Source organism: Flavobacterium urocaniciphilum (genome assembly GCF_900110615.1).
GTDB classification, from domain to species: Bacteria; Bacteroidota; Bacteroidia; order Flavobacteriales; family Flavobacteriaceae; genus Flavobacterium; species Flavobacterium urocaniciphilum.
This window is the reverse complement of the sequence record NZ_FOEI01000002.1, coordinates 1-20,594: the sequence shown is the minus strand read 5'-3', so window position 1 is coordinate 20,594 and position 20,594 is coordinate 1. Positions and strand designations below refer to the sequence as shown.

At 30.7% G+C, this 20,594-nt stretch carries 21 protein-coding genes, 1 tRNA gene and 1 pseudogene; 11 read left to right on the top strand and 12 right to left on the bottom strand.

Translation table 11 applies throughout. The annotated features are described in order from the left end of the window. Positions 1 to 221: 221 nt before the first annotated feature. The 5 genes from BMY86_RS04275 to BMY86_RS04255 form a co-directional block, all read right to left on the bottom strand. The gene (locus tag BMY86_RS04275) at positions 222 to 449 is read right to left on the bottom strand and encodes an AtpZ/AtpI family protein (RefSeq protein WP_091465687.1); all 228 of its coding nucleotides are present in this window, start codon (positions 447 to 449) and stop codon (positions 222 to 224) included. A gap of 87 nt (positions 450 to 536) precedes the next feature. After that, positions 537 to 893, bottom strand: coding sequence for a bactofilin family protein (locus BMY86_RS04270; protein WP_091465685.1), 357 nt, complete (start codon positions 891 to 893; stop codon positions 537 to 539). 4 nt (positions 894 to 897) lie between these two features. Next, positions 898 to 3,582: a type IX secretion system periplasmic lipoprotein PorW/SprE gene (gene porW, locus BMY86_RS04265; RefSeq protein WP_091465683.1), complete on the bottom strand. Its 2,685-nt coding sequence runs from the start codon at positions 3,580 to 3,582 to the stop codon at positions 898 to 900. A gap of 99 nt (positions 3,583 to 3,681) precedes the next feature. Next, positions 3,682 to 7,002: a transcription-repair coupling factor gene (gene mfd / locus BMY86_RS04260; protein ID WP_394332559.1), complete on the bottom strand. Its 3,321-nt coding sequence runs from the start codon at positions 7,000 to 7,002 to the stop codon at positions 3,682 to 3,684. A gap of 95 nt (positions 7,003 to 7,097) precedes the next feature. Then, a complete protein-coding gene (locus BMY86_RS04255; protein ID WP_143065593.1) occupies positions 7,098 to 7,625 on the bottom strand; it encodes a hypothetical protein in 528 nt (175 codons plus the stop codon). A gap of 252 nt (positions 7,626 to 7,877) precedes the next feature. Between BMY86_RS04255 and BMY86_RS04250 the strand changes: the two genes are divergently transcribed. Further along, the gene (locus BMY86_RS04250; protein ID WP_091465675.1) at positions 7,878 to 8,831 is read left to right on the top strand and encodes an NAD-dependent epimerase/dehydratase family protein; all 954 of its coding nucleotides are present in this window, start codon (positions 7,878 to 7,880) and stop codon (positions 8,829 to 8,831) included. 34 nt (positions 8,832 to 8,865) lie between these two features. On the opposite strand, the gene BMY86_RS04245 is transcribed toward BMY86_RS04250, so the two are convergent. The 5 genes from BMY86_RS04245 to rbfA form a co-directional block, all read right to left on the bottom strand. Then, complete coding sequence (locus BMY86_RS04245) at positions 8,866 to 9,450, bottom strand: globin family protein (protein WP_091465672.1); 585 nt, start codon at positions 9,448 to 9,450, stop codon at positions 8,866 to 8,868. A gap of 22 nt (positions 9,451 to 9,472) precedes the next feature. Beyond that, positions 9,473 to 9,898: a hypothetical protein gene (locus tag BMY86_RS04240; protein WP_091465669.1), complete on the bottom strand. Its 426-nt coding sequence runs from the start codon at positions 9,896 to 9,898 to the stop codon at positions 9,473 to 9,475. Between the two features lie 94 nt (positions 9,899 to 9,992). Then, entirely contained in the window at positions 9,993 to 10,502 is a 510-nt protein-coding gene (locus BMY86_RS04235) for a nuclear transport factor 2 family protein (RefSeq protein WP_091465666.1), read from the bottom strand. After that, positions 10,499 to 11,698, bottom strand: coding sequence for an ABC transporter permease (locus BMY86_RS04230; protein WP_091465663.1), 1,200 nt, complete (start codon positions 11,696 to 11,698; stop codon positions 10,499 to 10,501). Before BMY86_RS04230 ends, BMY86_RS04235 begins: the two co-directional genes overlap by 4 nt. Before the next feature lies 1 nt (position 11,699). Then, on the bottom strand, positions 11,700 to 12,092 hold the full coding sequence (gene rbfA, locus BMY86_RS04225) for a 30S ribosome-binding factor RbfA (protein ID WP_091465660.1): 393 nt from the start codon (positions 12,090 to 12,092) through the stop codon (positions 11,700 to 11,702). Between the two features lie 83 nt (positions 12,093 to 12,175). On the opposite strand from rbfA, the gene mce reads away from it, so the two are divergent. The 4 genes from mce (at position 12,176) to BMY86_RS04205 (ending at position 14,342) form a co-directional block, all read left to right on the top strand. Next, positions 12,176 to 12,583 (top strand): methylmalonyl-CoA epimerase, encoded by a 408-nt coding sequence (mce, locus tag BMY86_RS04220; RefSeq protein ID WP_091465658.1) that lies wholly within the window; start codon positions 12,176 to 12,178, stop codon positions 12,581 to 12,583. A gap of 83 nt (positions 12,584 to 12,666) precedes the next feature. Beyond that, a tRNA-Ile gene (locus tag BMY86_RS04215) sits at positions 12,667 to 12,740 on the top strand. Positions 12,741 to 12,837: 97 nt separating this feature from the next. Continuing rightward, the gene (locus BMY86_RS04210; RefSeq protein ID WP_091465655.1) at positions 12,838 to 13,044 is read left to right on the top strand and encodes a hypothetical protein; all 207 of its coding nucleotides are present in this window, start codon (positions 12,838 to 12,840) and stop codon (positions 13,042 to 13,044) included. Between the two features lie 29 nt (positions 13,045 to 13,073). Continuing rightward, on the top strand, positions 13,074 to 14,342 hold the full coding sequence (locus BMY86_RS04205) for a T9SS type A sorting domain-containing protein (RefSeq protein WP_245745602.1): 1,269 nt from the start codon (positions 13,074 to 13,076) through the stop codon (positions 14,340 to 14,342). 2 nt (positions 14,343 to 14,344) lie between these two features. Here BMY86_RS04205 and BMY86_RS04200 read toward each other — a convergent pair whose 3' ends face one another. After that, entirely contained in the window at positions 14,345 to 14,935 is a 591-nt protein-coding gene (locus BMY86_RS04200) for a riboflavin synthase (RefSeq protein ID WP_091465650.1), read from the bottom strand. Between the two features lie 46 nt (positions 14,936 to 14,981). Here BMY86_RS04200 and pdxA point away from each other — a divergent pair, with 46 nt between their 5' ends. From pdxA to accC, 6 genes are all read left to right on the top strand, one after another. Further along, entirely contained in the window at positions 14,982 to 16,031 is a 1,050-nt protein-coding gene (pdxA, locus tag BMY86_RS04195; protein ID WP_091465647.1) for a 4-hydroxythreonine-4-phosphate dehydrogenase PdxA, read from the top strand. Positions 16,032 to 16,115: 84 nt separating this feature from the next. Continuing rightward, the gene (locus tag BMY86_RS04190; protein WP_091465645.1) at positions 16,116 to 16,655 is read left to right on the top strand and encodes a YceD family protein; all 540 of its coding nucleotides are present in this window, start codon (positions 16,116 to 16,118) and stop codon (positions 16,653 to 16,655) included. A gap of 6 nt (positions 16,656 to 16,661) precedes the next feature. Continuing rightward, entirely contained in the window at positions 16,662 to 16,856 is a 195-nt protein-coding gene (gene rpmF, locus BMY86_RS04185; protein WP_091465643.1) for a 50S ribosomal protein L32, read from the top strand. A gap of 150 nt (positions 16,857 to 17,006) precedes the next feature. Further along, complete coding sequence (locus BMY86_RS04180; RefSeq protein ID WP_091465641.1) at positions 17,007 to 18,002, top strand: beta-ketoacyl-ACP synthase III; 996 nt, start codon at positions 17,007 to 17,009, stop codon at positions 18,000 to 18,002. A 26-nt stretch (positions 18,003 to 18,028) separates the two neighbouring features. After that, entirely contained in the window at positions 18,029 to 18,517 is a 489-nt protein-coding gene (accB, locus tag BMY86_RS04175; RefSeq protein ID WP_091465638.1) for an acetyl-CoA carboxylase biotin carboxyl carrier protein, read from the top strand. A gap of 92 nt (positions 18,518 to 18,609) precedes the next feature. After that, a complete protein-coding gene (gene accC, locus BMY86_RS04170) occupies positions 18,610 to 19,959 on the top strand; it encodes an acetyl-CoA carboxylase biotin carboxylase subunit (RefSeq protein WP_091465636.1) in 1,350 nt (449 codons plus the stop codon). Between the two features lie 60 nt (positions 19,960 to 20,019). Here accC and BMY86_RS04165 read toward each other — a convergent pair. Beyond that, positions 20,020 to 20,505 (bottom strand): annotated as a pseudogene (locus tag BMY86_RS04165) (aspartate kinase); the annotation flags it as partial. Between the last annotated feature and the right edge of the window lie 89 nt (positions 20,506 to 20,594).

The window sequence follows — 20,594 nt, the reverse complement described above, 5'->3', positions numbered from 1 at the left end:
ATATAAACTGCAAACAAAAATCTTATAATCAAAATTAAATTCAATATTCTTAAGCAATACATAATGTAAAAAAGCATAAAACAGTATTGTTTTCAAAGTAAGAACAAATAAAAACCAAAAACCTAAATTCTCTTTTTTTGTTTTAGATACAGTCTTTAAAACGAAGTAACTTAAAAAAGTTGTTAGCAATAAAAAAAGAAAACTAAAAAAATAAAACTCCATTATTTATCTGAATTTATTTTATTAACCTGTCGGATTACATTATATAATGACAATGCTACTCCTAACAAAGTGAAGATTAAGAAATAGACATTGTTTTTGTTGGGGTATTTTTCGTCTACAAACATACCAATTTTAGCAAACAAAAAAATAATAATACCCATTTGAGCTGGAATGCTAATTAGTTGCATCCATTTATTAGTTGGCTTATTTTTATTTTCTTGTTCCATATAAGAAATGTATTCGTTGAATAAAGTCTAAACCGATTTCATTTATCTCATCTAATTGTTTTTCCAAAGGATTCGATGGATTCGAAATTAAGAATTTCTCATTTCGCAACTGGCTTCAAAAATAGCTCCAGGTTCTATGGCTAATTTTCCAACCACTACTTCACCTGAAATTTTGGCTGATTTTTTAATTCCTAGTAACTCTTCAACTACTAACTTACCATTAAACTTACCTTCAATATCGATATTTTTACAGGTAATATTTCCTTCCACTTTGCTTTTCGGACCCAACACAATCTTACCTTTACATGTAATATCACCAATTAATTCGCCATCCAATCTGAAATCGGCCACACAAACTATATTTCCAGTAATAATGGTTTGTTCTACAATTCGGTTGGTTCTACCTAATAAATCGTAATCTGATTTTGTTTTCTTATCTGACATCGACTTACTGTTTTGTTAAATATTCTTCTAAGTTTTTCTTTACTTGAATCACTTTATAATCTTCATTTGAAATTACAATTGCCGTATCTTTCAATTTATAATCTTTGTGTTCTTTCAAATAACTTGCAACCGATTCGGCTGTACCTTTATTAATAATTCCGTGTAATACAATAATGTTCTTTTCTACATTATATATATCATTTGAAACTTTAATTTTAACATCGCCAGATTCTTTTGCATATTTATTTAACTTATCAATTAAGTTTTTATGAGAAGCTTCATTAGGGTAATTCGTAACGAAAATTAAATTATACGATTTAGATTCCGCTCCAAATTGTAACGCTTCTAAAACTGGAATATCTCTTCCTAAAATTGTTCCAACTTTTTCTGTTTCTATATTTTTAGGATAGTTTTTAACGATTTTTTGCAATGCTGCTTTATACGCTGTAAGTCCAAATAATCGTGCTGATATTTTCGCTTTTAAAACATCAAATTTAGCGTTCAATTCGTCTCCATCATATTTTTTCAATAAAGCATCAATTTCTAAATTTGCTTCTCGATATTGACCTTTTTCAATTTTCGAATACAAGGCATTAAATTCGGAATCGGCATTTATTTCAGCATTTACTGTAGTGTTATTAAAAACAGAAGCATATCTACTTTCTGGATATTCAGATACTATTTTTTGTTTAAATTCAGAAGCCTTACTTGAATTTTCCAAACTATATAATTGGTATAAATTATAATACGTTGGCAAAACTAATTTTTGTTCTGGTTTATTGATTAGAATATCTTCATATGTATTAATTGCTAATTTATTTTCTTTTAATTTTTCTTTAAAAATTGAACCTAACAGAAAACGCGCATGATTTGCTTCTATATTTAAACTATCTAGAATTTTTGTATCCTTTGGCAATTGATCAATATAAAAAGCTGTAGTATATTTTGGTTCAGCACCCGCATTTTCCAAATCATTAATATCAACTGTATTATCTTCAATAGTATCATCTTCAATTGGATTATCTTGAGAATTATTTCCGGATGAAGCATTCCATTTCCAGTTATCTACTAGTTTTCTATCACCCCATTTTTTAATAAAGGTAATTTTTCCTTGTGCTACAGTTGTAGGATTATAAAAGTAGAAATTACTTTGAGTATAAGAAGATGAAGAACTAGATTTTGGAGTTGGATTTACAACTGGAGGATTATCCAATTTGTTGACCATTTGTTCTTTTTTACTTGTTGGATCAGGAATTGGATTCATTGCTCCACCCGGTCCTGGAGGCGCCATATTTCCAAAATCTTCTTTTCCTTTTAATGCTCCTTTTGGATTTGAATTTGGCAAAATAGCTTTTTCAGCCATTTTTTTAGCTGCAATAGAATCTTGCTTTTTTAATTTTAAGATGTAATCTTTATAATAATTAATTTGATCTGAAGGCGACATTCTTGAAACAGTAATTACACTATCTGCATGATTAATGATATCTTCATATTTAACAACATCCGTTAAAATATCTAATTTCTTTTTTAACGGTTTAAATTCAGCATTTTTTTCTGTTAAATGTAACAGTGTAGAATCTAAATACTTTTTCGAGTTATGAAAATCATGCTTCTTATAATAAATAGTAGAAATGTTTCTGTAATTAGAAGCCATTAAATATCTATCTCCCGAAGATTCTTTAATTGATTTATTATAATTTTTAATAGCTAATGACTCATTCTTTTTATTATCATAAAAAACCGCTCTTTGATGATGTAAAATATCTTTAAATCTTTTGTTTTCAATATTTTCTAATAATTTATCTAAGTTTTTATGAAATGCTACCGTATCACCTTTTTCATAATCAAACTGATAGAATTGCTTATAGTGTGAATAAATTGTATAGCTTCTTGGTGATTTTCTTTTCATATCAATCACCTCTTGAAAAGCTACAAAAGCACTATCCTTATAGTTTAATTTTTCATACAATTGACCTAAAATAAACGTATAACGCGCTTTTTCTTCTTTTAATTTTGTTTCAGATTTTGCAATTTTAATTGTTGCAATCGCACTGTCTATTGCATTAGTTTGAATGTAAGCTTGAGTTAAAACCGCATGAATATCTGCTAAATCTTGACTTTTAATTTTCTTCTGACCTTTTAAAGTTCTTGTCAGATTTTTTATAGCCAATTGTTCGTTTTCTAATTTTAGGTTTACTTTTTCTCTCCAAACTTGTGCTTGATACACATTATTACTATTTGGATATTTGTAAAGAATATAATTAAACGCTTCCATCGCAGGTAAGTAACGATGATCATAATACCTTGCTTTTCCTAACATTAAGTACGATTCATCGATTTGGTTATTTTTCTCATAACCACCAATATTCATGGAATGCTTTTGAATGGCTTTTGTTGCTTTGGTTTCAGCGCGTTCAAAATTGGCATTTTTAGTATCGCCAGGTTTTTGTTCTTCTTCTGTAATTTGCATTCTTTCTAAAGGTAGCACATCCCAAAAATTGTCGGTATAAGTTGCTTTAACTTCATCAATTCCTTTTTGAAGTGCTAGATCTCCATTATAATGAACATTATATTTGGTGTTCATGGAATGCCAACCGCGATTAATAGCTGAATCTTTTCTTGTTGAACAGGCTAAAATTATAGCCAAAACACCAACAGAAAGTATATATTTTAGTTGTAGATTTTTCAATGTAAATAATTTTTATAAATAACTATAAATTTGGTTATTTAGTATGCAAACGTGTAAAAATAAGTATTTTTAAAAAGATAATTGCAACTTTTTTTAGGATTATATCATTTCGATTAATTCCAATGCTTTATTTATACTTTTTACATTTTCAAAAGTGATTAAAAGTCGCAACCCATTTTTCGTTTCTTTTTCTTTCACTTTACATAAATTACCATTGCTTTGAGCAAAACGCATGACGTTCATAAATCGGTTACTTTGGTAAAAATTAGATTGCTGATCACCAATGAAATAACCTATCATTTTGTGTTGTTTCAAGATAATTCTTTCTAATCCAATTTGAGTCGCTTTCCATTTGATTCGAACACTATTTAACAACGAAATCGCTTCTTTTGGTAAAGGTCCGAAACGGTCAATTAATCGTTGTTCGTATGCATCTAAGTCGGCTGTATTTTTAACAGAACCCAACTCATTATATAACGCTAATCGTTCCGAAATATTATTAATATATTCATCTGGAAACAACAATTCAAAATCCGTATCAATTTGAAATTCTTTTACAAATTCTTTGGTTTCGATATCGTTTTCATCTTTATATAAATCGGCAAATTCATTTTCTTTCAATTCTTCAATAGCTTCATTCATGATTTTTTGATACGTATCAAATCCGATTTCATTGATAAATCCACTTTGTTCCCCACCTAATAAATCACCTGCGCCACGAATTTCTAAATCCTTCATGGCAATATTGAATCCACTTCCTAATTCTGAAAATTGTTCTAAAGCTTGAATTCGTTTGCGTGCATCGTCTGTCATTGCTGAATACGGCGGCGTAATGAAATAACAAAACGCTTTTTTATTGCTTCTACCTACTCTTCCTCTCATTTGATGCAAATCGGATAAACCGAAATTATTCGCATTATTGATAAAAATTGTATTTGCATTAGGTACATCTAACCCACTTTCAATAATTGTAGTTGCTACCAACACATCAAATTCACCTTCAATAAAAGCCAACATTAATTCTTCAAGCTTTTTACCATCCATTTGTCCGTGACCAATTCCGACTTTAGCATTTGGCACCAAACGTTGAATCATACCCGCAACTTCTTTGATATTTTCAATTCGATTATTGATAAAAAACACTTGTCCGCCACGCTCAATTTCATAAGAAATCGCATCACGAATGGTTTCTTCGTTAAAACGAATTACATTAGTTTCAATTGGATAACGGTTTGGTGGTGGCGTTGTAATTACTGATAAATCTCGAGCCGCCATTAATGAAAACTGTAAGGTTCTTGGAATTGGCGTTGCGGTTAACGTAAGAGTATCCACATTAGTAGCAATGGTTTTTAATTTATCCTTTACGTTTACTCCAAATTTTTGCTCTTCATCAATAATTAACAATCCTAAATCGCGGAATTTTACATTCTTGTTTACCAATTGATGCGTACCGATAACAATATCTATTTTCCCTTCTTCCAAGCCTTTAATCGTTTCTGCTTTTTGTTTCGCTGTACGAAAACGATTCATATAACTTAACGTAACGGGTAAATCTTTTAAACGTTCAGAAAAAGTTCGATAATGTTGGTATGCTAAAATAGTTGTTGGCACTAAAACGGCGACTTGTTTTCCATTATCAACCGCTTTAAATGCTGCACGAATAGCCACTTCCGTTTTCCCAAAACCAACATCACCACATACTAAACGATCCATTGGGCGGTCGTTTTCCATATCCATTTTTACATCATGAGTTGCTGTAATTTGATCGGGTGTATCTTCGTAAATAAAAGAACTTTCTAACTCTTTTTGCATGTACGTATCCGGTCCGAACGCATAACCTTTATCCAATCTACGTTTTGCATAAAGCTGAATTAAATTGAAAGCAATATGTTTAACACGTGCTTTTGTTTTCTGTTTTAAAGCTTTCCAAGCGCCACTACCTAATTTATAAATTTTAGGTGCTGCACCATCTTTACCATTGTATTTTGAAATTTTATGAAGCGAATGAATACTTACATATACAATATCATTATCAGCATAAACTAATTTAATCGCTTCTTGTGTTTTGCCTTCTACTTGAATTTTTTGCAATCCACCAAACTTCCCAATTCCGTGATCTATGTGCGTCACATAATCGCCAATTGAAAGCGCTGTTAATTCCTTCAGTGTAACCGATTGCTTTTTGGAAATATTATTTTTGATGGAAAATTTATGATATCGTTCAAAAATTTGATGATCGGTATAACAAGCAATTTGAAGTTCTTCATCTACAAATCCGGAATACAAAGGCAATACAACGTTATCGTATTTTTTTCTGATATTTTCCTCGCTATCTTCTTCAATATCTTGAAATATTTCTCGGAATCGTTTCGCTTGATTTTCATTCGATGAAAACAAATAATTTTTGATTCCGTTAAAATGATTATCGTGCAAATTATTCATCAACAAATCGAATTGTTTGTTAAAAGAAGGTTGTGGTTGGGTATGAAATTCGAATTTTGATTCCGACTTAAATAACGGTTTATTATCCAATTCAACTACTGAAAAATCTAAAGCTCTTTTTAAAAATTGTTCTTCACTAACAAATAATTCTGTAGGCGCCGAACGTTTTATCTCTTTTGATAATTTATCGTAAGCTTCATTAGCTCTCGTAAATAATCTGTTTAATTGTGATCCAAACAATTCTGTATTTTGAATGACTAAAACTGTTTTCTCACTTATATAATCAAGGAAATTTTCTCTAGCTTCTTGTAAAGTTTTATTTTCGACATTTGGGATAATAGTAATCTTATTGACTTTTTCTTTAGACAATTGCGTTTCTACATCAAACGTACGAATACTGTCTACTTCATCACCAAAAAATTCAATTCTGTAAGGAATATCATTTGAAAAAGAAAACACATCAATAATACCACCACGAACTGAAAATTCTCCTGGTTCGGTAACGAAATCTACTCTTTTGAACAAATATTCAAATAAGGTTTCATTGATAAAATCAATAGATAATTTATCGTTCACATGAACTTTCAACGTATTTTTATCTAATTCTTTACGCGTAACTACTTTTTCGAAAATGGCTTCTGCATACGAAACCACAATAGCAGGTTTTTTGCGAGAATTGATTCGATTTAAAACTTCAGCACGTAATAAAACATTGGCGTTATCGGTTTCTTCAGCATCGCTATAAGGTCTTCGAAAAGATGCTGGATAAAACAATACATCCTGATCATTGATTAGTTGTTCTAAATCATTTAAATAATAAGCTGCTTCTTCTTTGTCATTAAATAATAAAAGAAAAGGCAATTCCGATTTTTTAAACAAAGCATCAACTACAAAAGACAATGAAGAACCAACTAATCCGGTAACATTTACTTTTTTTCTTGACGCAAAAGTTTCAGCAATTTGCTTAATTTTTGGCAATTGCTGATATTTTTCAATGATATTTAACTTACTCAATTTGTTTTAGTTTGAACACAAAATTAAAAAACCACTGCATGATTTCAGTGGTTTTATTTCTATTTTTTATCTTTTTCTAAAATTTCTTTTTGCTCTAACTCGTCAAAATTAACGGCTTTGGCATTTCTTGTTGTATCTTTTATACGAATTATGTCTGGTTCACCAATTTCAGTTGGAATTTTACTTTTTACAACAATTTCTTCACATTGCATATAAAAAGCATTTATTTCTTTATTTATGGCTGCAATTAAATCTTTAGCTTTTTCATGCGGAACTACATCTAAAGAAAAATAAGTTTCTAACGCTAAAATTTTGGTTTGCAAGGCTACAATTCTACTTCGAACTTGAGGCTGATTGAATCTTCCTGGAACCGTTAAATGCAAACTATCCGATTTTGAAACTAAATTTTTGACTTTTAATTTGAAAGCACTAATTGAAGTTTTTGGCTTTTGCTTAATTTCTTGAACAAAACTTTGCCAATCTTTCCAATTTGAAAGTGCAGCAGAAACTTCAGGACTTGAAGGTGGAATATTTAAATCCCAAGCTTTATTTATTTGTTCAAAAGATTCTCTATTTTTTTTCTCCATTTTTTCAATCAGCAACTTCTGTTGATCTTCATCTTTACACGAAAACAACAAAATACTACTAAAAATTGAAACTACTATTATCTTGAAAAAGCGCATCTTATATTATTATGGATTGCAAATTTACAAATGTTTACAAGAATATTTAGAAAATTGCGTTAAATGTTTAGTATATCACAAATCAGAAAAAACAACAAAATAAATAAGCTAAAATTATTCTCATTATTTTATCTTTGTGAAACAAAAAAACTAACTATGCAAACCAAGATATTAATAATAGGTGCTTGCGGACAAATAGGCACCGAATTAACTGCAAAATTACGTGAAACCTATGGTGTTGAAAATGTAATTGCATCAGACATCAGAAAATTAGAAAACGATGTTGTTAAAAATGGTCTTTTTGAAGTTGTAAATGCTTTAGATTATAATCAAATTGAACAACTTATAGAGAAATATCAAATTACTGATGTGTATTTAATGGCCGCTTTATTATCGGCTACTGCAGAAAAAAATCCAGCTTTTGCGTGGGATTTGAACATGAATTCTTTATTTCATGTGTTGAATTTAGCCAAGCTTGGAAAAATTAAAAAAATATTTTGGCCTTCAAGTATAGCAGTTTACGGACCAACAACTCCTAGAGAAAATACCCCACAATATACTGTTATGGAACCAAGTACGGTTTATGGAATTTCTAAACAAACTGGAGAGCGTTGGGCGGAATATTACCATAAACAATACGGTGTAGATATTAGAAGTATAAGATATCCAGGTTTAATTAGTTGGAGTACTGAACCAGGTGGCGGAACTACAGATTATGCAGTAGACATTTACCACAAAGCCATTACAGAAGGAAAATTTACTAGTTTCTTATCGGAAAATTCAGCACTTCCAATGATGTATATGGATGATGCCATAAAAGCTACAATTGGAATTATGCAAGCAGATGTGGATGCTATAAAAATTCGTTCTTCTTATAATTTATCGGCGATGAGTTTTACACCAAAACAATTAGCAGAAGAAATTACTAAACATTATCCAAATTTCACCATTTCTTATGAACCAGATTTCCGTCAGAAAATTGCCGACAGTTGGCCAGCAAGTATCGACGACAGTTGTGCAAGACAAGATTGGGGTTGGAAAAATGATTTTGATATTGAAAACATGACTACTGATATGTTTAAAAATTTAAAAGAAACCATTTATAAATAAAAAAAAGGCTGTCAGAAATGACAGCCTTTTTTTATTATTGTTGAACAATTGGACTTCTTAACGATTCTAATACGGCAACAACATCATTAAATAATTCTGAATTGGCAGGCACGCCATTTTCTATAGCTGCAGCACCAACATAACCTACAAATTTATCGTAATTAGCATTTGTAGCTTTAACTCCCATTCTTGGATTTGTAGCTGGATTGTGAGCATCTACCATGTTTAAACCTGAATAGGTATTTACAGGATTAGTTCCACCTGTATTAAACGAGAAAAAATCTGTTAGATTATCTACTAAAATAGCCAAATTAGTAGTGTTTCCTGCACCAACTTCAGCTAATACCGGCGCGAAATGAGCCCCTAAATTACCCGATGCATTACTTTGCACATCTGCAACAATTAAACCGACAGTACTATTAACTACTTTTCTATAGCTTAATCTTCCTTGTTCAATCATTTGCCCAGGATTATCTGGATCAGCAACCATTGTTGTCCCTCCTAATCTTGCATAAATTGAAGGTTTTTCTGCAACTACAGGATCATCATCATTACATGAAAAAAAGATTGATGTTCCTAATAGCATTAGTCCTAATGTAAATTTCGAAAACTTTGTCATAATATTAATATTTATTGGTTAATTAAAAAATTGATTGTATGAATTTGGAAAACTTATATTTAAACCCATCCTTTTTCATTACAGGACAAACTTGATTATTAGCAAGACTTGCAGGTAAAATAAAACGTTTGGCGTTATAATCACCTTTATTCATTAATTCAGTATATACTTTTTTAGAATTAACAATTTGATTATCATGAAAATAAACCACAACATTATTTTTTACAATGATGTCGCTTTTAACTCCTTTTATAGAATGAAGTTGTTCTTTTATAAGAATAGTACTTAATGAATCAAAAGGTTTGTCAAAATCAATTCGACTAATTTGGATGGTAGCGTTTTCAATAGGTCTTGCATTGGCAATATGATATACTAATATCGCAAACAGCAACACGAAAATTCCCAATATACTTAAAAGGAAAATTTTGATTTTTTTATTTATTCTCATAATTCATCAGTATTAGTTTAGAATCATATACGAGAAAAAATAAAGTTTGGTTTTAATAGAGCAAAAAAAAATCCCGAAAAGGGATTTTAAAGTATTAATTTTTTAGTTTTTCTATTTCTTTATCTTCCAATAAAGATTTTATTTTTACGACTTCATCTACATTATCATTTGGTACCGTCATGGACAACACATAATGTTTAATTTTCCAATTACCATTTTCATCCATAATTAAAACGCCACTTCCGCGACAAATTTTCATTTGAGTATTTAGTAATTCATCAAACCAAGCCATTTTCATATCAGAAGAAATATAAACATTTCGTTCTAAAGAAGTAAAACTCCATGCTTTACCTCTATCAAAATAAGGTTTTGCAAATTTTATAAATTCTTGTTTGTTCCAATTTTCTGTCGCATCGGTTCCGATAAAAATCGCATCATCAGCCATCGTATTAAAATAATTATTGAAATTAGCTTCTGCAGCAGCTTTGTGCCAATCGTTCAAAATCAAATTAATTTCACCTTCTTGATTTATTTTTGATATTGGTTGAGAAGATTTACATCCAAACAAAACAAAACCTAATATTATAAGTATTACTTTTCTCATTCTAATAATTTTTTAGACACTGTGCTGCTAGCAATTTTAGAAGCAATAAAACCTAAAATTACAATAGTTGCAAACACAATAATTACATTAATTATTTCCATTCTAACCGGATAGGCTAACGTAGGAGTAATCATAATTAATTCAAATTGTTGTTGAAGATAAACGATTACAATTCCAATAAACAAGCCAACAATTCCTCCTGAAATTGAAATAATATTCCCTTGAAATAAAAAGATATTTTTCAGATGTTTGATTTCTACTCCAAGATTATATAAGGTTTTTAAATTACCTTTTTTCTCAATAATCATCATAATAATCGCACCAATTAAATTAAATAATGCAATAATAATTACTAAGGTAAATATTAAATACACAACGATATTTTCGGTATTCAACATTTTATACAAAGCATCGTTTAACTGAGCTCTATTTTTAATTTTTACCTGATTTTTAAAAATCGAATTGATCGTCGCAACGGCATCTTCCTCTATTACATTAGGCGCCAATTTAAATTCTACAAAAGTGATTTGATTAGGTTTATAACTTAATAATCCTTGAGCCAAATCAATAGAAGAAAAGATATATTTGTCGTCTATATCTTCACTTACTTGAAAAATTCCAGAAGTAAGTAAAGGCGATTTATTAAAAGCATCATCTGGATTTTCAATCATTCCAGAACCTGGTTTAGGAACAAAAACTTCCAAAACATTATTGTAATCTAAAAGTCCTAATGACAATCTTCTAGAAATTCCAGAACCTACAACAACTTCATTGGAATTTGGTTCTAACCAATTACCAGCAAATAAATAATTATTAAAATTATTAACTTGGATATATTGATTATCCACACCTTTTAAATAGGCAACTTGTTCTTTATTCTTATAAAAAAACAAAGCGCGTTCTTCTACAACTTTACTATATTTTGTAAAAAGTTTAGAATTTTTTAATTGTTGTTCTTGATTTTCAGAAATGAAAAAAGATTTACCAGAATTTGCTTCAATTCGTAAATCGGGATCAGTTGCATTAGCAAAACTTAAACTAAAATCACGTAGTCCACTAAAAACTGAAAGTACAACAAACAATGCTGCGGCACCAACAATAATTCCAAAAGAAGCAATAACAGTAATAATGTTTATCGCAGTCGTTTTCGATAAACTAAAGGCATATCTTTTAGCTATGTAGAAAGGAAAATTCAAATTACGACTTTTTTCTTCTGTCTAATAATTCTGGATTTTCAATTGGGTTTTCTTTACCAGAAAGAGCATTATCAATTTTTTCGATGTAATCTAAACTATCATCTATATAGAAAATCAAATTAGGCACTCTTCTTAATTGTAATTTTACTCTTTGAGCTAAATCGTGTTTAATAAGTGGTGTATTCGTTTTAATTGCAGCTAATAATTCAGCTCCTTTTTCAGAAGGGAACACACTTAAATATACTTTAGCAATTGATAAATCTGAAGTTACATTAACTTTTGATACAGAAATAATTAAGTTTGAAATAGAGTTTTTTCTTACCTCTCCTTGCAATATATCAACTAAATCCGTTTGTAAAAGCGCTCCTATTTTTTTTTGTCTATTTGTTTCCATGCTGCAAAAATACAATTTTACATTCAAAAATACAGAATTAAAAATTTCAATGATTATTTTTGCAAGCTAAAATGAGTGTATTTATGAGAAAAATAGAACATATTGGTATTGCTGTTAAAGATTTAGAATCATCAAATGAATTGTTTGCTAAACTATTCGGACAACCATCCTATAAAATTGAAGAAGTAGAAAGTGAAGGAGTAAAAACTTCCTTTTTTATGTGTGGCCCAAATAAAATTGAGTTATTAGAAGCGACTAATGAAGATAGTCCGATTGCTAAGTTTATAGACAAAAAAGGAGAAGGTATTCACCATATAGCTTTTGATGTAGAAAATATTCATGAAGAAATTGAAAGATTAAAAAAAGAAGGATTTACGGTTTTAAATGAAACTCCGAAAAAAGGAGCAGATAATAAATTAGTAGCCTTTTTACACCCAAAAAGCACTAACGGTGTTTTAATTGAATTATGCCAAGAAAACACTGATTTATAACAAATTAACGTTAACTTTTGAAATAGTTTCAAAAAAAATTTGCACCTAAAATAAATTAGCCCTAATATTGCACACTCAAAACTGGTCCTATAGCTCAGTTGGTTAGAGCACCTGACTCATAATCAGGTGGTCCCTGGTTCGAGCCCAGGTGGGACCACATTTTTTTAAAAAAATATAAAAAATAATTGTTTTTAATATTTTATTTTCTATTTTCGTAAAATAGATTGTAAAAAATAACATAAACGCAAAAAAAGATGAAAAATAAATTTGCCCAAATCTTTTTTATTTTAACCTTAGTGTTGAGTTCTGTTCAAGCGTTTGCTGCAGATCCACCACCTCCACCGCCGGAACCACCGCCTGGTCTACCTATTGATAGTGGTATAGTAGTGTTATTTTTTATTGCACTTATAACTGGATATTTTATTTCACAGAAAAGATATAACAAGAAAACTCCTAATTAGGGGTTTTTTTTATTTATACTAAACGTATCATGAAGAAAAAAATTGCACTATTTCTGGTTTTCTTTATAAATTTTATGTTTTCTCAAACATGGCAACCATTAACTTCAATTGCCAGTAATTCAATTGCGAGTAACCAACGATTTGACGATGTGTATTTTCTAAATGAAAATTTAGGTTGGGCCGCAAACGGAGGCGATCCAAAGGTATTTAAAACTACTGATGGGGGTGTAAACTGGACACTACAAACAACAGGAAGCCTTTTAGGCAGCACTTATTTTAGAAATATCGAATTTCTAGATGAAAATATTGGCTTTTTAGGTACTTTAAATCAAAAATTTTACAAAACAACAGACGGTGGAACTACTTGGAATCTAGTCACAAACATCACTCCAAATCCAGTTGCTATTTGTGGGATAGATTGTGTTGGTACTTCAACAATATATGGATGTGGCGCTTATTTTTCTCCTGCTTTTATCATAAAATCAACTGATAGCGGTGCCACTTGGCAGTACATCAATATGTCGGCTTACGCAACAGCTTTAGTAGAAATACAATTTTTAACCGAATCTATTGGATTTGCCTCAGGAAGAAATACAACAGGTGGTGTTATTTTAAAAACTACAGATGGAGGAATTACCTGGACAGAAATATTAAACACCAATAATAATGGCGATTATGTTTGGAAACTACAAGTTTTGAATTCAAATCAAAATGTTATGTTTGGCTCAGTGGAAGCAGCTTCTCCAAACCCAGGCAGATTAGCTAAAAGTATTGACGGAGGTGTGAGTTGGACTTTTCAAAATGCACCAGAAATAGACATTCAAGCAGTTGGATTTTTAGACGAAAATCACGGATGGATGGGTGGTCATACTACAGGATTTTACGAAACAACTAACGGCGGTGTAAGTTGGACTAATACTGGAGTTGGAAGCAATTTAAACCGAATCTTTTTTATTGGAAATACAGCATATGCTAGTGGAAGAACAATATATAAAATGAGTAATCTTTTATCAAATACAGATTTTGCAGAACAAGACAGAACGCCATTAGACATTAAGGTTTCTCCAAATCCTTTAGTTGATAAATTAAATATTGAAATTAATTTTCTAGCAGAAGATCACATTATCATTGAAGTATATGATCAAACAGGAAAATTAGTTAAACATTTAATTAAAGACGATATATATAATATAGGTGTAAAAAAATACACTTTTGATTTCCCTTATGCAGCTGGAAACTATTTTATCAATTTCCACAACAACACAGGTAGACAAACTGTAAAAATTATCAAGAAATAGAATTATTTATTTAATTCATACATTCTAGCAATATATTTACCCACGACATCAAATTCTAAATTAACCTTCGTGCCTATTTTAAAGGTATGAAAAATAGTATGCTCATAAGTATAAGGGATAATAGCTACGCTGAAACTATTTTTTTTAGAATTCACAACCGTTAAACTTGTTCCATTTACAGTAATGGAACCTTTTTCAATAGTAATATTATTTAAAGTAGGATCGTATTCAAAAGTAAATTCCCAACTCCCTTCTTTTTCTTCAATATTCGTACAATTAGCCGTTTGATCTACGTGACCTTGTACTATATGACCGTCTAAACGATCACCTAATTTCATGGCTCTTTCAATATTTACTTTTTCACCAACTTGCCATAATCCCAAAGTAGTTTTGTCTATAGTTTCTTTAATGGCAGTTACCACATGTTTATCATCAAATAATTCCACAACAGTTAAGCAAATTCCATTATGGGAAACACTCTGATCAATTTTTAATTCTGAAGTAATATTTGTTTGAACTGTTAAGTGTATATTTTCCTGATCTTTTTTAATATCTGAAATTATTCCAAGAGTTTCTACTATACCTGTAAACATATGACGGTTTATTTTTATAAATTTGCATCAAAATTAAGAAATAAAAATGGTAAAACATTCTGAAAATATTATTGTTGGAGTTTCTATTGGAGACATGAACGGAATTGGGCCTGAAGTGATATTGAAAACATTTGAAGATAATCGAATGCTTGAATTATGTACTCCAGTAATTTTTGCTAATGCTAAAATTGTATCTTTTTTAAAAAAAACATACGAACTAACTGCAAATATTCAAGGTATTGACAAAATAGAACAAATAGTTCCTGGCAAGATCAATGTTTTAAACACTTGGCGTGAAGGCGTTAATTTAGAAATTGGAAAATTAGACGATACTATTGGAAAATATGCTTTAAAATCATTTCAAGCTGCAACTAAAGCCTTAAAAGAAAATCAAATTGATGTTTTAGTTACTGCTCCTATTAACAAGTATAATATTCAAACTGAAGAATATAAATTTGCAGGTCATACCGATTATTTAAACGAACAATTAGATGGCGACGCTTTAATGTTTATGATTCATGAAGACATAAAAGTTGGATTAATTACGGATCATGTTGCAATAAACGAACTTCACAAATATATTACTGCTGAATTAATTGAAAAGAAAATCTCTATTATTCATCAAAGTTTAGTTGAAGATTTCAAAATCAACAAACCAAAGATTGCTGTTTTAGGATTGAATCCACACAGTGGAGATAATGGAGTTATTGGAAAAGAAGACGATGAAATTGTTAAACCAAGTTTACAAACTCTATTTAAAAAAGGCATTCAAGTTTTCGGACCGTTTTCAGCAGACAGCTTTTTTGGTTCTAATCAATATAAAAATTTCGATGCGGTAGTTGCCATGTATCACGATCAAGGATTAATTCCTTTTAAAACGTTATCATTTGGTGAAGGAGTAAATTATACAGCAGGTTTAAACAAAGTAAGAACTTCTCCAGATCATGGAACTGGATTCGATATTGCTGGAAAAAACATAGCAGATAATGGATCTTTCCGAGAAGCAGTATACAGCGCAATTGACATTTTCAAAAATAGAATTGAATATAAAGAACTTACAAGCAATCCCTTAAAAAAATCGACTGCTAAAGTTTAAACTAAAAAAAAGTAAATAAAATTATTGTTTTTACAATATTTTTGTATCTTTGCACACCCTTATAAAAAGGGGTAAACTGATGTTATGAACAATTTAAAAGAGTTTTTAATCCAGTTTTCTGGCTTAAAATTAGGTAAACACCAGTTTGAGTTTCAAGTAGATAATACGTTCTTTACTCATTTTGAATACGACGAATTTAACAATTCTGACCTCAAAGTGATAGCGATACTAGAGAAAAAAAGCAACATGCTTGAGATTAATTTCTCACACAAAGGAACTGTAAATGTTCCTTGCGATTTAACAAATGAAGATTTTGATTTACCTGTAAAGGGAAAAATGAAATTGATAGTTAGATTTGGAGAAGAATTTAATGACGACAATGATGAATTTATCATCTTGCCACATGAAGAATTTCAAGTTGATGTTTCTCAATATATTTATGAAATGATTGTGTTGTCCATTCCATCAAAAAGGATTCATCCTGGCGTAAAAGACGGAACGTTACAAACAGAAGCATTAAAAAATTTAGAGAAATTTTCTCCTGCTGAAACCAAAGAAAAAGAAACTGAAGAAATCGACCCAAGATGGGAAGGTTTAAAGAAACTATTAACGGATAAAAAATAAAGTAAAATGGCACATCCTAAACGTAGACAGTCATCGACTAGAAGAGACAAAAGAAGAACACACTACAAAGCATCTGCACAACAAATTGCAACATGCGTAGTAACTGGTGAGGCTCACTTATACCACAGAGCTTACTGGCATGAAGGTAAAATGTATTACAGAGGTCAAGTAGTAATTGACAAAACTGAAGCTGTAGCATAATTACATCAAAATAAATGAGAAACTCTCACAGTGTGAGAGTTTTTTTTTTATTACACGATAAAATTATAGAATGTATTTTAGAGAATTGCGTTTTTTTTCGTAATTTTCGCCTCTTTACGCATTTAATTTTGCAAAGAAAATTATTTATTTATGAATAAAATTACTGCCGCAATAACCGCAATAGGCTCGTATGTACCTGATTTCGTACTATCTAATCAAGTTCTTGAAACTTTAGTAGATACTAATGACGAATGGATCACTTCTAGAACAGGTATAAAAGAGAGAAGACTTTTAAAAGAAGAAGGTCAAGGCACTTCTTTTATGGCCATTAAAGCCGCTCAAAACCTACTTGAAAAAGCCAACTTAAACCCAAAAGAAATCGACTTAATTATCATGGCAACCGCTACTCCAGATATGCCTGTAGCCTCAACTGGTGTATATGTAGCTACGCAAATTGGAGCTACCAATGCATTTGCTTACGATTTACAAGCTGCTTGTTCAAGTTTCTTATTTGGAATGTCTACTGCTTCAGCTTATATTCAATCAGGAAAATATAAAAAAGTTTTATTAATAGGAGCTGATAAAATGTCTTCTATTATTGATTATACTGACCGCGCTACATGTATCATTTTTGGTGATGGTGCTGGCGCTGTTTTATTTGAGCCAAATACTGACGGTTTAGGACTTCAAGATGAAATTTTAAAATCAGATGGAATTGGTAGAGAATTCTTAAAAATTGATGCAGGTGGTTCTATTTTACCTGCTTCAGAAGAAACGGTTAAAAACAAACAACATTTTGTATTCCAAGATGGAAAAACTGTTTTTAAATATGCTGTTTCTGGTATGGCTGATGTAAGTGAAAAAATCATGGAGCGCAACAATTTGACTCATGATGACGTAAACTGGTTAGTAGCACATCAAGCAAACAAAAGAATCATCGACGCAACGGCTAATAGAATGGGAGTTGAAGAATCAAAAGTATTAATTAACATTCACAGATATGGAAATACTACATCTGCAACGTTACCATTATTATTATGTGATTTCGAAGATCAACTTAAAAAAGGAGATAATTTAATTTTTGCTGCATTTGGTGGTGGCTTCACATGGGGAGCTATCTATTTAAAATGGGCTTACAACAAATAACAAACTATAACTAAAACAACTTAATTATGGATTTAAAAGAAATTCAAAACCTAATCAAATTTGTTTCTAATTCTGGTGTAGCAGAAGTTAAATTAGAAACTGGTGACGTAAAAATCACTATTAGAACAACATTAGAAGGTAATACTCCAGACATTACTTACGTACAACAAGCACCACAAATGGCAGCAGCAGTTGCTCCAGTAGCAGCAGCACCAGTTGCAGCAGCTCCAGCAGCTCCAGCAGCAGCAGAAACTCCAGTTGAAGATACTTCAAAATACATCACAATTAAATCTCCAATGATTGGAACATTATACAGAAAACCAGCTCCAGACAAATCTCCATTTGTTGAAGTAGGTAGTACAATTAACAAAGGTGATGTAGTTTGCGTTGTAGAAGCAATGAAATTATTCAACGAAATCGAAGCGGAAGTTTCAGGTAAAATCGTAAAAGTTTTAGTGGACGATTCTTCACCAGTTGAATTCGACCAACCATTATTTTTAGTTGATCCATCTTAAAAAAGTTAGAAGTTAGAAGTTAGAAGTTAGAAGTTTTCTTTCTTCATAAATAGTCTAATTGACACATTGTCTAATTATCTAATTATAAAAATATGTTTAAAAAAATATTAATTGCCAATAGAGGTGAAATTGCATTACGTGTAATTAGAACTTGTAGAGAAATGGGAATCAAAACGGTTGCTGTTTATTCTACTGCTGATGCGGAAAGTTTACACGTAAAATTTGCTGACGAAGCTGTATGTATCGGTCCAGCACCAAGTAATTTATCATATCTAAAAATGTCGAATATTATTGCTGCTGCAGAAATTACTAATGCAGACGCAATTCATCCAGGATATGGTTTCTTATCTGAAAATGCTAAGTTTTCTAAAATTTGTCAAGAACACAACATTAAATTCATTGGAGCTTCTCCTGAAATGATTGAAAAAATGGGTGACAAAGCAACGGCAAAAGCGACTATGAAAGAAGCTGGCGTTCCTTGTGTACCTGGTTCAGACGGTATTTTAGAAGATTTCGAACAAGCTAAAAAAGTTGCTAAAGAAATTGGATATCCAGTTATGATGAAAGCAACTGCCGGTGGTGGTGGTAAAGGAATGCGCGCCATCTGGAAAGAAGAAGAATTAGAAAAAGCTTGGGAAAGTGCTCGTCAGGAAGCTGCTGCAGCTTTCGGAAATGACGGTATGTACATGGAAAAACTAATTGAAGAACCTCGTCATATTGAAATTCAAGTTGTAGGAGATTCTTTTGGTAAAGCATGTCACCTTTCTGAAAGAGATTGTTCGGTTCAACGTCGTCACCAAAAATTAACAGAAGAAACTCCATCTCCATTCATGACAGATGAATTGAGAAACAAAATGGGTGAAGCTGCGGTTAAAGCTGCTGAATTCATTAAATATGAAGGAGCTGGAACAGTTGAATTCTTAGTAGACAAACACAGAAATTTCTACTTCATGGAAATGAATACTCGTATCCAAGTAGAACACCCAATTACAGAACAAGTTATTGATTACGATTTAATTCGTGAGCAAATTTTAGTAGCTGCTGGTGTGCCAATTTCTGGTAAAAACTATTTCCCTCAATTACATTCAATCGAATGTCGTATTAACGCTGAAGATCCTTATAATGATTTCAGACCTTCTCCAGGTAAAATTACTGTTTTACATTCACCAGGAGGTCACGGAGTACGTTTAGATACTCACGTTTACGCTGGATATACTATACCACCTAATTACGATTCTATGATTGCTAAATTAATTACGACTGCTCAAACTCGTGAAGAAGCAATTAGCAAAATGAAACGTGCTTTAGATGAATTCTATATCGAAGGAATTAAAACAACCATTCCATTCCACAGACAATTAATGGATCATCCAGATTATGTGGCAGGAAACTATACTACAAAATTTATGGAATCTTGGGTTATGGACCCAAAATCAGAATAAATTAAACATAAAAAAAGCTGAGAATTATCTCAGCTTTTTTATTTCTTATCAATAAGTAAATTAACTTATTCTTTTTAAATCTTTAATTACGCTAAACGCAACATCAATTTGATTTTCATTTACGATAATTGTAAACTCATTACTTGTAGAAATAACTTCATCAATTGTAATTCCTTCCCAAGCTAAAGATTGGAAAATGTAATAATACACACCTGGAACCGAAACGTTTTCATGTGGTAATTTTACAGTGATAGAAGATAAATTCTGGTTTTTACTTAATAATTTCTCCGTTTTCATACATTCTTCAACGATAGAATTTACTTCAGAACTTACTACAATATTTGTTTCATTTACTCCACGAGACGAAGTATAAAACAAATTTTTATTCGACTTAATTTGGTACATTAATTTAGATTGATTTTCTAATAATGTTTCCGAAATTTCATACGTATAATCTGTAAGTGAAGAACGAACTGTAATTTCACCTAAGTTTTGTAATACTTTAGATACTCGGTAACTTATTTTAAAATCTAATTCTTCTATAATCGAAAAATTGAAATGTGCCACTTTGTAAATTGAAATGTGTCACTTTTTGAGCAAATATAAACATTCTTTAAATAACATTTAAACGAAAT

Bases quoted from the DNA above. Each gene is read 5' to 3' on its own strand.
- BMY86_RS04275 (WP_091465687.1), bottom strand. From the start codon at position 449: ATGGAACAAGAAAATAAAAATAAGCCAACTAATAAATGGATGCAACTA.
- BMY86_RS04270 (WP_091465685.1), bottom strand. From the start codon at position 893: ATGTCAGATAAGAAAACAAAATCAGATTACGATTTATTAGGTAGAACC.
- BMY86_RS04255 (WP_143065593.1), bottom strand. From the start codon at position 7,625: ATGGAGAAAAAAAATAGAGAATCTTTTGAACAAATAAATAAAGCTTGG.
- BMY86_RS04250 (WP_091465675.1), top strand. From the start codon at position 7,878: ATGCAAACCAAGATATTAATAATAGGTGCTTGCGGACAAATAGGCACC.
- BMY86_RS04245 (WP_091465672.1), bottom strand. From the start codon at position 9,450: ATGACAAAGTTTTCGAAATTTACATTAGGACTAATGCTATTAGGAACA.
- BMY86_RS04240 (WP_091465669.1), bottom strand. From the start codon at position 9,898: ATGAGAATAAATAAAAAAATCAAAATTTTCCTTTTAAGTATATTGGGA.
- BMY86_RS04235 (WP_091465666.1), bottom strand. From the start codon at position 10,502: ATGAGAAAAGTAATACTTATAATATTAGGTTTTGTTTTGTTTGGATGT.
- rbfA (WP_091465660.1), bottom strand. From the start codon at position 12,092: ATGGAAACAAATAGACAAAAAAAAATAGGAGCGCTTTTACAAACGGAT.
- mce (WP_091465658.1), top strand. From the start codon at position 12,176: ATGAGAAAAATAGAACATATTGGTATTGCTGTTAAAGATTTAGAATCA.
- BMY86_RS04210 (WP_091465655.1), top strand. From the start codon at position 12,838: ATGAAAAATAAATTTGCCCAAATCTTTTTTATTTTAACCTTAGTGTTG.
- BMY86_RS04205 (WP_245745602.1), top strand. From the start codon at position 13,074: ATGAAGAAAAAAATTGCACTATTTCTGGTTTTCTTTATAAATTTTATG.
- BMY86_RS04200 (WP_091465650.1), bottom strand. From the start codon at position 14,935: ATGTTTACAGGTATAGTAGAAACTCTTGGAATAATTTCAGATATTAAA.
- pdxA (WP_091465647.1), top strand. From the start codon at position 14,982: ATGGTAAAACATTCTGAAAATATTATTGTTGGAGTTTCTATTGGAGAC.
- BMY86_RS04190 (WP_091465645.1), top strand. From the start codon at position 16,116: ATGAACAATTTAAAAGAGTTTTTAATCCAGTTTTCTGGCTTAAAATTA.
- rpmF (WP_091465643.1), top strand. From the start codon at position 16,662: ATGGCACATCCTAAACGTAGACAGTCATCGACTAGAAGAGACAAAAGA.
- BMY86_RS04180 (WP_091465641.1), top strand. From the start codon at position 17,007: ATGAATAAAATTACTGCCGCAATAACCGCAATAGGCTCGTATGTACCT.
- accB (WP_091465638.1), top strand. From the start codon at position 18,029: ATGGATTTAAAAGAAATTCAAAACCTAATCAAATTTGTTTCTAATTCT.
- accC (WP_091465636.1), top strand. From the start codon at position 18,610: ATGTTTAAAAAAATATTAATTGCCAATAGAGGTGAAATTGCATTACGT.